Origin of the sequence: Acinetobacter sp. ACNIH3 (assembly GCF_002918965.1) — a bacterium.
Taxonomy (GTDB): Bacteria; Pseudomonadota; Gammaproteobacteria; order Pseudomonadales; family Moraxellaceae; genus Acinetobacter; species Acinetobacter schindleri.
The window spans coordinates 179,413-191,635 of the sequence record NZ_PQLP01000001.1 but is presented as its reverse complement, the minus strand read 5'-3'; the positions used below and the strand labels follow the sequence as shown (position 1 = coordinate 191,635).

Annotated in this window: 15 protein-coding genes; 8 read left to right on the top strand and 7 right to left on the bottom strand. The window is 43.5% G+C overall.

What is annotated here, in order from left to right:
- Positions 1–40 precede the first annotated feature (40 nt).
- On the top strand, positions 41–292 hold the full coding sequence (locus C3420_RS00950; RefSeq protein ID WP_048881794.1) for a type B 50S ribosomal protein L31: 252 nt from the start codon (positions 41–43) through the stop codon (positions 290–292).
- Between the two features lie 62 nt (positions 293–354).
- Here C3420_RS00950 and crcB read toward each other — a convergent pair whose 3' ends face one another.
- Entirely contained in the window at positions 355–735 is a 381-nt protein-coding gene (crcB, locus tag C3420_RS00945) for a fluoride efflux transporter CrcB (protein WP_004896190.1), read from the bottom strand.
- A 167-nt stretch (positions 736–902) separates the two neighbouring features.
- Between crcB and C3420_RS00940 the strand changes: the two genes are divergently transcribed.
- Positions 903–1,235 (top strand): HopJ type III effector protein, encoded by a 333-nt coding sequence (locus tag C3420_RS00940; protein WP_004896192.1) that lies wholly within the window; start codon positions 903–905, stop codon positions 1,233–1,235.
- Between the two features lie 80 nt (positions 1,236–1,315).
- Here the strand turns inward: C3420_RS00940 and C3420_RS00935 are convergent, their stop codons facing one another.
- Positions 1,316–1,867: a hypothetical protein gene (locus C3420_RS00935; protein WP_004809895.1), complete on the bottom strand. Its 552-nt coding sequence runs from the start codon at positions 1,865–1,867 to the stop codon at positions 1,316–1,318.
- Positions 1,868–2,062: 195 nt separating this feature from the next.
- On the opposite strand from C3420_RS00935, the gene C3420_RS00930 reads away from it, so the two are divergent.
- Positions 2,063–2,689: a class I SAM-dependent methyltransferase gene (locus tag C3420_RS00930; RefSeq protein ID WP_004896194.1), complete on the top strand. Its 627-nt coding sequence runs from the start codon at positions 2,063–2,065 to the stop codon at positions 2,687–2,689.
- A 14-nt stretch (positions 2,690–2,703) separates the two neighbouring features.
- On the opposite strand, the gene C3420_RS00925 is transcribed toward C3420_RS00930, so the two are convergent.
- Both C3420_RS00925 and C3420_RS00920 read right to left on the bottom strand, forming a co-directional pair.
- Positions 2,704–3,285: a hypothetical protein gene (locus tag C3420_RS00925; RefSeq protein WP_048881793.1), complete on the bottom strand. Its 582-nt coding sequence runs from the start codon at positions 3,283–3,285 to the stop codon at positions 2,704–2,706.
- A gap of 11 nt (positions 3,286–3,296) precedes the next feature.
- Positions 3,297–3,773 carry a Holliday junction resolvase-like protein gene (locus tag C3420_RS00920; RefSeq protein WP_004809901.1) on the bottom strand — a complete coding sequence of 159 codons (477 nt, stop codon included), beginning with the start codon at positions 3,771–3,773 and terminating at the stop codon, positions 3,297–3,299.
- Between the two features lie 123 nt (positions 3,774–3,896).
- Between C3420_RS00920 and C3420_RS00915 the strand changes: the two genes are divergently transcribed.
- From C3420_RS00915 to C3420_RS00900, 4 genes are all read left to right on the top strand, one after another.
- Positions 3,897–4,541: a ParA family protein gene (locus C3420_RS00915; protein WP_004809903.1), complete on the top strand. Its 645-nt coding sequence runs from the start codon at positions 3,897–3,899 to the stop codon at positions 4,539–4,541.
- A gap of 116 nt (positions 4,542–4,657) precedes the next feature.
- Complete coding sequence (locus C3420_RS00910) at positions 4,658–5,797, top strand: AI-2E family transporter (RefSeq protein ID WP_004896196.1); 1,140 nt, start codon at positions 4,658–4,660, stop codon at positions 5,795–5,797.
- Positions 5,798–5,925: 128 nt separating this feature from the next.
- Positions 5,926–6,489, top strand: a complete 564-nt coding sequence (gene sodC, locus C3420_RS00905) for a superoxide dismutase family protein (RefSeq protein WP_004809907.1) — start codon at positions 5,926–5,928, stop codon at positions 6,487–6,489.
- Positions 6,490–6,702: 213 nt separating this feature from the next.
- Positions 6,703–6,999 (top strand): DUF3817 domain-containing protein, encoded by a 297-nt coding sequence (locus C3420_RS00900; RefSeq protein ID WP_103799822.1) that lies wholly within the window; start codon positions 6,703–6,705, stop codon positions 6,997–6,999.
- Positions 7,000–7,208: 209 nt separating this feature from the next.
- On the opposite strand, the gene C3420_RS00895 is transcribed toward C3420_RS00900, so the two are convergent.
- From C3420_RS00895 to C3420_RS00885, 3 genes are all read right to left on the bottom strand, one after another.
- Complete coding sequence (locus tag C3420_RS00895) at positions 7,209–8,438, bottom strand: MFS transporter (RefSeq protein WP_004896199.1); 1,230 nt, start codon at positions 8,436–8,438, stop codon at positions 7,209–7,211.
- Positions 8,439–8,687: 249 nt separating this feature from the next.
- A complete protein-coding gene (locus tag C3420_RS00890) occupies positions 8,688–9,065 on the bottom strand; it encodes a hypothetical protein (protein WP_004896201.1) in 378 nt (125 codons plus the stop codon).
- A gap of 142 nt (positions 9,066–9,207) precedes the next feature.
- Positions 9,208–10,617 (bottom strand): FAD-binding oxidoreductase, encoded by a 1,410-nt coding sequence (locus C3420_RS00885; RefSeq protein ID WP_026056737.1) that lies wholly within the window; start codon positions 10,615–10,617, stop codon positions 9,208–9,210.
- Positions 10,618–10,971: 354 nt separating this feature from the next.
- Between C3420_RS00885 and serA the strand changes: the two genes are divergently transcribed.
- Positions 10,972–12,204: a phosphoglycerate dehydrogenase gene (gene serA, locus C3420_RS00880; RefSeq protein WP_048881791.1), complete on the top strand. Its 1,233-nt coding sequence runs from the start codon at positions 10,972–10,974 to the stop codon at positions 12,202–12,204.
- Positions 12,205–12,223: the final 19 nt, after the last annotated feature.

Genomic DNA, 12,223 nt, shown 5'->3' with positions numbered 1-12,223 from the left:
CATTAAATCTAATCATTGTTGTTCAAGCAAGGTAAAAAATATGCGTCCAGATATCCATCCAGAGTATCGTGAAGTACTATTTCATGATACCAATGCCGATGTTTATTTCATTATTGGCAGCACCATGAATTCCAGCCAGACCCGTGAATACGAAGGCAAAACTTACCCTTATGTCACTCTCGATATTTCAAGTGCGTCTCACCCCTTCTATACCGGTGAACAGCGTCAAACCAGTAATGAAGGCCGCGTAGCAAGCTTCAATAAACGTTTTGCACGCTTTAAACGCAGTTAAACCTTAATGTCTCATTTCTAAATCCTCTATTGTCAGGAAATCTCCCTAGTTTCCTGACTTTTTTATGCCTGCGCTAAAGCCAGCTGAGTCAGATAGAAACCAATTCCCAGCAGCAGTACACCGACAATCACACTGGATACGACATAACTGATAGCAATTGTTAGCGCTCCCTGTTTAAGCAGCTGAAAAGTTTCCAAACCAAAACTGGAAAAAGTAGTAAAACCACCCAAGATCCCCACCATAAATAACAGCCGTGCTTCATTCTGTAGAAAGCTGTATTTCTGGCTAAAGGCAAAGAAGATCCCCGCACATAAACAACCGATAATATTGATCCACCAGGTCGGCCAAGGAAATAACATCTGCGGCTTGAAAATCAGCATGCCTGTTGCATAACGCAGTGTCGCCCCGATTGCGCCGCCCATTGCCACCAAAAGCCAGTTCATGTCCTCTCCGTTATCCTTCAATCCTGAATACGTCATCAGCCCTTATATTGGGCGAGAATAATGAATAACATCATGCACCTAAAATTGCACAATGAACATGGATCTTTGCCAAAAAATTGGTATATTCGACACCATTCATATTTATTTAAGTTCTAGAGGGAAACCCCATGGCTCAGGAATTACTGGCTCAATTGGCTGCTGGCGAAGCAAAATTTGCTGATGTAATTGCATTCATTGATGCACGCTATCAGCACACACCAACAGCTTTTAAAAATGGTCAACAAGCCAATGCCGCTACTGAAAACCAGGGTAGTGCAAAAGTATTCTCTTTTGCTAAATTGAATGGTCTGGATCAGGCGCAAACTTTGAGTCTGTTTGCTGAACACTATGCCGCAGTACTGGCAACGCCTGAAGCGACCGACCACCAGAATATCCGTCAGTTCATGCTCAATGGCTGGGATGGGATTCAGTTTGAAGGCGAAGCGCTAGCTGCTAAATAAATGCTCAATCAAGCTATAAAAAAACCGCTCCTTTGAGCGGTTTTCTTTTCCTATAAATTGCCATGAATGAACTTTTATCACTAACTACGTTGTACCTTTTCAATCCACTGAATTGAATTAACACGAAACACTTCACACGCGCCATCACCTGTATCGGTCGGAGTCAATGATGAGGTCCATACCAGATCTTTATCTCGCACTTCAACCAGCTCGCCTTTCAAACGGACCAGATCACCACGTTTGACCTGTTTAATGGCTTTGGCAATCTGCGGATTGGCAGGAATGATATGCATATTGGATACCATCTGCATGGCTTGTGCTTTAGGCACTGGAATACGATCCATTTTCCAGTTCAGATAGCGGTCATACTGGTTTACCGTGATATGCCGGGCAATTTCCGGTTCAGCAAATAGTCCCCAACTTACTGCATAATCAATTGGAGAAAATTTGGCCTGCGGATCATTATTATAAATTTTTGAACCCAAGATCCGGAAATCACCTTTAAACGGCTGCAATACCGAAATTGACTGGCCTTTTGCCACGGGTGGCAAGCCTTTGGCAATATTATGTTCTACGGATGCTTGTGACAGCACCGGTAACATCAGACCCAGACACAGGGCAATATGCTTCATGCTTTTCAACCTCATCTTGCTTTTATCCCAACCATCTCAGTTCATCTGTTTACCAAATATCTTAGCGCGAACTTATGAAGGAAATAGTTGAAATTGGTAACAATGTGCTATGAATGAGTCGTACTAAAAATTATATTTACCGAGGAATTTTCGGTTAAGCTAAGCGCAATCCAGCAATAAATTGAACCTAAAATCATGCTGTATAAACTTTATCAAAAACACATTTTCCCGCATCTGCTAAATCAGGTCATGCAAACCGCATCACTCATGGATCTGCGCCGTGAACTGCTACTTGGGGTTTCTGGTGAAGTTCTGGAAATCGGTTTCGGTACCGGGCTGAATCTACCCTTCTATCAAGGCGTCCATACCGTCTATGCCTTAGAGCCTAATCTCGAAATTTTTAAATTAGGCCAAGAGCGGATTCAGACGACGCCTTTTGTGGTTGAGCACATTCTTGCCAGTGCTGAAGCATTACCTTTTGATCGTGATCAGCTGGAAAATGTAGTTTCAACCTGGACTCTCTGCAGTATTCCTGATCTGTATCAAAGCCTGAAGGAGATTTATCGGGTACTGATGCCGGGTGGAACTTTGCATGTAGCAGAACATGTACTGAATCGGCAGAATCTGAACATACAACGTTTACAGCATTTATTGACCCCGATTCAGAAAAAAGTCGCGGATGGCTGCCATCTTGATCGGGATATTGAAACTGCTTTACTTGAAGCTGGTTTTGAACTGGATGAAGTAAAATATGTCGATGCCGCTGGTATTCCAAGTATTGGACAGCGTATGTTGCTGGCCCGGGCACGTAAGCCTGTTTGATGCATTAAATAAAATCAATTCACCTGAATAGCATGCACTTTAAGCAACTGACATTGGGCGCGATGTTTCGACCCGATTCCTGCCTGAAAAGCCTGACCTGTAGTACCCGACTGTACAGTGACAATGTTACCCTGAAGATGAACCTGCTGCCCTGATTTCAGACGGCGAATCTGATTGGCAATATTTTCATTGGCGGCAATCAGGCTAAAGTGCTGTACATGGGTTTTAATGGCTTCCTGCTCCGCTGTATTGATTGTACCTTCAATCTGGAAGCAGCGTTTTGGCTGATCGAGCTGCAGTTTAGCCTGCATAGTAGTGGGCAAAGGCTGAATCGCCAGCAAGATATCAATATTACTGACATAGGCCAGATCATTAAAACTGCCCACAAAGGGACTGGCCTGATGCAAGACCCGACGGTTTGGTTTGATAAACGATTTATCCAGCACTGTATACGTTGCTGAAACAGGCTGCACCGCTTCTACCTTAAAATTCTTGAGAACGCCGCTTTCTTCCAGATGAGGGATAGCGCGAAAATACTCTGACCAGACCCAGATCCCAAATGCGAATAGTGCTGCGGTGATCAGTAACTTATCCATATGATCTTTTCCTAATCCTCGAATTCTTCAAAATCGATACGGATGGTTTCAAAGCGTACCCGTCCTTCCTGAATTGCCCGGGCAATTGCCTGTTGCCCTTTGCTCAGCCTTGCGCCACCACTCTTGATATCAATCAGCACCACTTCAATATCTTCGGCCAGACCATCACCATCACGGAAGTCGGTATAACCATCAAAAACTACATAATCTACCGGATCACCCAGGAACTTGGCATCACTGGGTAAATACTGAAATTCAGGCATAATCGGTGCTAACTGTTCGGCCATTTTCCCCTTGAGTACAGCACGGCTGGTATTTACGCTACGCTTCTGGGCGGCCGTCAGAGCCTGCTGATGTTCCAATTCCAGCTCGGCAATATACTGTTCATATTCTGCCTTGATGCGGCCATTACGGCTTTGCCCCAGAATGAGTGTGGTTAGCACAATCCCGATACACGCTCCTATTAACATTGCCATCCATATGGACATTCAATCTTCCTTAATTTTCACTTAAGTTATGGTTAGATTCGACTGAAGTCGAGGTTTTCCGCCATCTGCCGATCAGAAAAGAATGATATGCTAGCAATGTACATAAATAAATCACCCCCACTCATGAAAACAATTTTAGTTGCAAATCAGAAAGGTGGTTGTGGCAAGACAATGACTGCCATCAGCCTAGCATCAGCACTGGCCCAAAAAGGTTACAAGGTTGCGCTTGCTGATGCCGATAACCAGAAATCTGCACTGCAATGGCTAAAACATCGCCCTGAAAATGCTGCTCCGATTCAGAGTCTGGACTGGCGTAGTACCAAATCTATTGGCGATGCACCCAAGAAAATCGAATACCTGATCATTGATGCGCCAGGCGCTTTAAATGGTGAGCATGCGGAACAACTGGTCAGTGAAGCACATGCCATTATCATTCCTTTACAGCCTTCATTTTTTGATATCGATTCGACCCGCCGTTTTCTGAAACATCTTCAGGAAATCAAGCGGATTCGTAAAGGTAAAGTCCAGATTCTGCTTCTGGCAAATCGTAACAGGCCGAATGCAGCATCGAATCAGGAAATTCAGCAGTTCTTTGACCGTATTGAACAGCAGCCGGTGGCATGGATTTCTGAACGTGCACCGTATGGACGTCTGGCGATGGAAGGTCTGTCGATTTTCGATAAACCACAAAAAATGTACCGGGAAATGCAGGCACAATGGCAACCTGTATTAAATGCCATTATCGATGATCCAGCCCAATGGTTCTAAACTCGCAGCGTACGATATCTTTTTTTTGATAAAAGAATCCGTATAACTTTGTCAGTGTACATTTGCGCCCGGCTTTTTTTCAGTTAATATGCCTGACAGACCTAAGGAATGAGTCATTGAATTCAGTGCAACAATACGCGCCTACATTACAAAAAGTTTTATTGTTTGGATTATTTTTTATCCTGCTTTATTTGAGTTTTAATGTACTCAAATACTTTATTGTACCTGTAGTTTGGGCAGCCATTATTGCCTATATGACTTGGCCTCTGTATCAGTCTATCAAACGCTCTGTCGGTTCAAGACCGAACCTGAGTGCGATTATCATGATGATTATGGTAACGCTGGTGGTCGGTATTCCACTAACATTTGCCATCTTCCTGCTGCAACATGAAGGTCGTAGCCTGTATTACGAATTACAGAAACAGGTCTTTTCTGGTCATCTCAATGTTCCAGACTTTATTCGTAATCTGCCCCTTGTAGGTAAGGAAATTTCCCGTACCTTGCGTGATATCAATAACGACCCAAACAGCATTGTCCAGAATATTTCCATCTGGATTCAGGGGCACCTGAACTACGGTAAAGTGGTATTTAATGAAATCAGCAAAAACCTGATTAAGTTAGGTTTTGCGATGCTGTCTTTGTTCTTTTTCTACCGTGATGGCGAAATCATTCTGAAACAGGTCAGCAAAGCCTTAGAAAAAGTGATTGGTCCACGTGTGCATCATTATCTGGATACCATTTCTGATACCACGCGTGCCGTGGTCTATGGTGTTGGACTGACTGCAATTGCACAGGCCCTCCTTGCGGGTGTAAGTTACTTTGTCGCAGGTGTGCCAAACCCGATGGTTCTGACCATTATTACTTTTATTTTTGCCCTGATTCCGTTTGGCCCACCTATGGCGTATGGTGCAGTATCCCTCTGGCTATTTTCACAAGGTCAAACTATCGAAGCGATTGGCGTGATGGCATGGGGCGTCTGTATCGTCAGCACGGCCGATAATGTAATTCGTCCATTGGTCATTTCCGGCGCAACCCAGATTCCATTCCTGCTGATCATGTTTGGTGTACTTGGCGGTATTGCCAGCTTCGGTCTGATTGGGGTATTTATCGGTCCAGTGATTCTGGCTGTACTACTGGCAATCTGGCGTGAATGGCTGCATGAAAATGGCCAGAATGAACCGCTAATGATGCCGAAAGCCACGCTGGCCTATGATCTGGAAGAAGAAAAGAAAGATCCACCAACATCGTCACTTTAAGTGGTGTTGGCAGCGCTTATATCGCATTACAAAGCTAAAACATTTAAGTGCTTAATCCATATAGAATTGTCATAAATTCTCTGTTTCAATGAGGACACAAAATCAAAATAAGTATGGGATGCCATATCATGTCTGCATTGTTTAAGTCATCAATGTTCAAGTTATCTGCACTGGGTATTATCAGTGCGGCCCTGTTCACTGGTTGTGCAACCTCCTCGACTCAACCAAGTATCGACAATATGAAAGCGGTTACGGTAAATGCTGTATCTCCACAAGGTGTGGGTCAGTCGATTGGTATGGTTTACCTGGCTGATAGCCCGGCAGGACTGGTGATTCGTACCAATTTAAGCAACTTGCCTGCGGGTGAACGTGGTTTCCATATTCATGAAAATGGTTCATGTGCTCCTGCTGAAAAAGACGGTAAAGTCGGCGCTGCAATTGCTGCGGGCGGTCACCTGAATACCAATCAGGCACCGAATCACGGTACGCCAATGAGTGGTCACCTCGGTGACTTGCCAGCGCTGAAAGTAGCTGCTGATGGTACTGCGAAAGTGACTGTGGTTGCACCACGCTTAAAGCTGGCTGATGTTCAAGGCCGTGCCATCATGGTTCATGCTGGTGGTGATAACTACTCTGATTCACCTAAACCACTTGGCGGTGGTGGTGACCGTATTGCCTGTGGCGTGATCTAATTCATTGAATACAGCAAAGCACCTTCCCGGAGGTGCTTTTTTATATCTTATAAATCATACAGATCATTTTACCAATATAAAAACACAGCTAAAACCAACCATACAACTCTGAATTATTTATTTTAAATACAATTACTTATAGTTATAAAGCCTATTTATTCTGCTACTTATATCGGCTACACTCGTAGAGTTTCCAAATATTCTGACTTGCTTATGAACATCGAAACCCTACGCCTTATTGGCCTGATTGAAGGTATTTCTTTCCTGCTGTTGTTATTTATTGCCATGCCGGTGAAGTACATGATGGACAATCCTGTTTTGGTGAAATATATCGGCATGGGGCATGGCGTGTTATTTATTCTTTTTATAGTAGTGCTGTTTGCGGTATGTGAAAAACAGAAATGGGCACTCAATATGTTTATTATGGGCCTGATCGCTTCAATTCTGCCATTTGGGCCATTTATCTTTGATATGAAATTAAAAAAGCTGGAGCAGCCGGCTGAAGCTTAATTTTGGGATTGCAATCATTATCAAATGGTAATGGACATTCCCTCTCCTTTTAGGAGATGAGCAGTACTGCAGCACAAGGGGAAGATTATTTTATTAATATTTCCCTCTCTCTAACTCTCTCGCAGAGGGAGAGAGAACATTCAATACATTTTATCAAAGGGATATAAAGTAAATACCTTCATTTATATAAAAATTTAAAAAGGAGAGGCTTAAAACTCCCCTCTTTCCTTTCTTTCTGCTATCAGTGTTTTTAAACATGCTCTTGGAATGCCAAACCACAGTGCAATCAGCACAGCACAAGAAATACTATAACCCCCAATATTATAAGCTTCATAAATCACCCGTACCAGTTCAATCACAGCGAAGAAGCTCAGCATCATTAGTACAGATAATGCAGCCGCTACGGTGCCCTTAGACACTTCAGAAGACATCAAAGCAAAACGGTAAATAACCGAAAAACTCAAGCCTTCACCGAAACTGATTAGAGTCATGCCCAGAATCAGGCAGTGTACAAAATATTCTGGAATAAACAGCCCCGCGACGATGACCAATGTCCCAATAAACATCAGCGGGACGGCACGCATGACGGTATGACCTAATGGCATTTTGTCGATGATTTTTAGCAAGACCAGATTACCTGCTATCAGGCCGCCCAAAACTGGAATCTGGGCCAAACCATACTGCATACTGGTCAGGCCCAAATGCTCGACCAGCATAACTGGGGATAATGCAATCCACAACATTAACGGCATGCAGATGGTGGGCAATGACATGGTTAGTGTCACAAAGCGCTTATTCTTTAGTACTTCTTTGAAGTCATCCCAGACATAACTCAGCGGCTGTTTAACCCGACTGATTTGAGGGTCAGGCATTTTGGCTTTAAGACCAAACCAGCTCAAAAAAGCCAAGAAGGCAATCCCGATAAAACCCCAATGCCAGGATACATGCTCAATCATAAAGGCACCGAGCACAGGCCCCAACAATGGCGCGAGCAAAGACACATTTGCCATGAGTGCCATAACTTTAATGGCATCACGTTCTTCAAAGGTTTCTTGAATTGCGGCATAACCTACTGCACCGATCACAGATAGGCCGAAGCCTTGTAAAAAGCGCAGTGCAATAAAGCTTTCAATATTCGGAGCAAACAGAATTGCCAGACAAGTTATAACAAAGAAAGCCACACCGCCAAGTAATACGGTTTTACGACTGAGTCGATCAGATAAAGGGCCAAGCACAGCCGCAATAAATGCCCCACCCAATAAATAAAAAGACATGGACGACGGCGCCCAGGTACTGCTCACACCAAACTCTTTGGTAATAGCGAGCATGGCGGGTTGTACCAGGTCATTGCCGATATAGACGGAGAACTCAAACAGTACCAGCGCCAATGGGAACATAATGGTGGCACGGGTGAGTTTTGTCGTTTGAATATTTTGCATGGAAGAGTTAAGGCTCATTTACTCTTTTTAGAATTTTAAAAGAGCTGAATTTGGAAAAATTTAGCAAAGTGTAGCAGAGTTTATTGTTTAAAGCTTTTTGGGTTAAGTCTATCTAAATATAACTATTTAATAACTTCTATAAGTTGCGTATTTATAAATTTAAAATAAATTAAGCCATTCTTAAAAAAAGAAAAAAGCGCATCCTTAAAATACGCTTTTAACTAAGACCTGTTTAAAGAGCAAACAATATTATGGACACGGCTCTTGCTGGAATTTTTTCTTATCATTTCCCCGCAAGCATTGATAAGCTTTCTGAGTATTGACCAGCTCCCACTGACGACCATCCAGCTTAAAGTGATAAATGGTTTGAATGGCTTTTACCGAATCATCTTTCAGCCCGGTTTCTGTCACTTTCACCTGACCTGCAGTAGGTGACTCTACATTATTAAAGAATTGACGTAGTTCCACTGTTGCAAGGTTCTCACGCAGTTCAGGGCGCAATTTTAAAACCTGCTCTAGTGGGGTATCTGGTGACTGTAATTTAAAAATTGTATCCTGCGTCGTTGCACAACCACCTGTTACAGCCACACCCAAAGTCAAAGTTGCCAATAAAATTATTCGTAGCATGGTCTTGTTTCCATTGTTGTCTTTATTATCAAAAACTATGATGCCGGGCTTTCTTTTTACCGACTATTGAGACAATGTAAGTACGATTACACAACAATAAAAAAAGCGCACCTTTCGATGCGCTTTTGTAAATTTGACCAGATTAAAGATCGAATAATTTACCCGGGTTCATGATGCCTTTCGGATCGAACACTTTTTTCAGGGCTTTCATATATTCGATTTCTTCAGCTGAACGTGAATATTCAAGATATGGCTTTTTGGTCATACCTACACCATGTTCCGCAGAAATTGAACCGTCATATTTTTTCACGGTATCAAACACATACTTGTTTACGACCTGACATTTGGCAAAGAATTCATCTTTAGACAAATCAGCAGGTTTTAAGATGTTTAGGTGTAAGTTACCGTCACCGATATGACCGAACCAGCAGATCTCAAAGTCAGGATAGTTCTCAGAAACAATCGCATCAATTTCCTTAATAAATGCAGGAACGTGCGTGATTAGAACTGAAATGTCATTTTTGTATGGAATAAACGGCGCGATTGACTCAGAGATGTCTTCACGTAAACGCCACAAACTTTCCACCTGATCCAGACTCTGGCTCATCACACCGTCCAGCACCCAACCCTGTTCCATACAGTGTTCAAAGATTTCCATCGCCTTGTCCATAATCGGCTCAAATGGCGCTTCAAACTCAAGCAATACATAGAATGGGCATTCAGTTTCAAATGGGCGCTGTACATGTCCATTGGCCAGGACTTTTTGCATTGCCAGTTCACCAAAGAACTCGAACGCTGTTAAATCAATTTTTGCCTGGAAAGCGTGGAGCACTGGCATCACTGCTTCAAAGTCAGGCACACCCAGTACCATCACTTGCAGGTCTTGTGGCTGACGTTCAAGCTTGATTTCCGCTTCCGTCACCAGACCCAGCGTGCCTTCACCACCAATAAATAAATGTTGAAGCGCATAACCGGTTGCATTCTTGATCATGCCCTTGTTCAGACGTAATACATCACCTTTACCCGTCACCACAGTCAGGCCAAGCACCCAGTTACGGGTCATGCCATATTTAATCACTTTAATGCCGCCAGCATTAGTCCCGATGTTACCGCCAATTTGCGATGAACCTGCTGAAGCAAAGTCGACTGGATAATACATCCCCTGTTCTTCAGCATAGTTTTGCAACTGTTCAGTCACGACACCTGCCTGCACGCGTACCATACGGTCTGCCGGGAAGAATTCCAGAATCTGGTTCATCTTGTCCATGCTGACTACGATCTCGCCGTTGGCAGCCACTGCACCTGCCGAAAGACCAGTACGACCACCTGATGGTGTCACTGCAACGTTAAATTGGTTCGCCAATTTTACGATGTCTTGAACCTGCTCAGTGGTTGATGGGAAAACGATGACTGACGGGTTTGGATCAAAGTGCTTAGTATGATCGCGACCCCAATTCTGGAGGCTGTCCGTATCGGTTTTAATACGGTTTTCACCTACAATTGCAGTCAATTGGGTCAATAACTCAGGGGTTAAAGCGACTGGAGCATTCATCGTTTGCAGACCTAGCATGAAGTAAACAAGAGAAAGGTCGTCTGTTTATTTGCATATTTTTCAGGCATCAAGGCCTGTATGAAATTCAGACGATACATGACCATTAAAGCATCAAAACGGGCTGCTTTAAAAGCATGGCGCAATATTATAAGCTATTTTTAGGCGATTCCCTGAAAAAATGACAATTTAGCTAATATACCTTTGAAAATGATAGTTTAATTCAACCAGAATCATCATTTTCACCAATATCACTTGCAAAAATACCTGATATTCACGTCACGAAGGAAATGTAAATCAGGTACTTTCCTATGCTATTATACCGCGACTAAATTTGGCCTTTGTAGCGGAGCCGTAATGAGCCAACATCTATCTCTACCTAAAGATAAAATCCGTTTTCTATTGCTAGAAGGCGTTCACCAGAACGCAATCGACACATTGAATGCAGCTGGATATACCAACATCGACTATCGCAAAACGGCGCTTGAGGGTGAAGCACTGAAAGAAGCGATCAAAGATGCGCACTTTATTGGTATCCGTTCCCGTACTCAGCTCACTGAAGAAGTGTTTGAAGCTGCGAACAAACTGATCGCGGTAGGATGTTTCTGTATCGGTACCAACCAGGTAAATCTGGATGCAGCAATGCGTCGTGGTATTCCGGTATTCAACGCACCCTATTCAAATACTCGTTCGGTTGCTGAACTTGTACTTGCTGAAGCAATTCTTCTTCTTCGCCGTGTACCTGAAAAATCGACAGATACACATGCAGGCGGCTGGAACAAATCTGCTGTAGGTTCATTCGAAACACGTGGTAAGACTTTAGGTATCGTAGGTTACGGTTCAATCGGCTCACAACTTTCTGTGCTTGCTGAAAGCATGGGTATGAAAGTCATCTACTTCGATACAGTGACTAAATTGCCTTTAGGTAATGCACGTCAGGTCGGTTCATTAGGTGAACTTTTGGCAAATGCTGACGTGGTATCTCTACACGTGCCAGATGTTCCGTCTACACGTAACTTCATGACCAAAGACCAGTTCGCGCAAATGAAAGAAGGTTCTATCTTCATTAACGCGGCACGTGGTACCTGTGTTGTGATCGAAGACTTGGCGGATGCACTGAAAGCAGGTCACCTTGCAGGTGCCGCGGTTGACGTATTCCCGAAAGAGCCGAAAGCGAACGGTGAAGAATTCGTTTCTCCACTGCGTAACATTCCAAACGTGATTCTGACTCCACACGTGGGCGGTTCTACTATGGAAGCTCAGGCGAATATTGGTTTGGAAGTTGCTGAAAAATTCGTAGCTTATTCTGACAAAGGTATGACACTTTCTGCGGTGAACTTCCCAGAAATTGCGCTTCCATTGACTGAAGGCAAACACCGTCTGCTTCACATCCACAAAAACATCCCGGGTGTTCTGTCTAAGATTAACAATCTGTTTGCTGAACACGGCATCAACATCTCTGGTCAGTCACTGATGACTAAAGGCGATGTCGGTTACCTCGTGATGGATGTAGATGCGACTGCATCTAAAGAAGCACTTGATACGCTACACGAAGTTGAAGGCACGATTCGCGTACGCGTATTATTCTAATTCAACTACTGAAAAAACC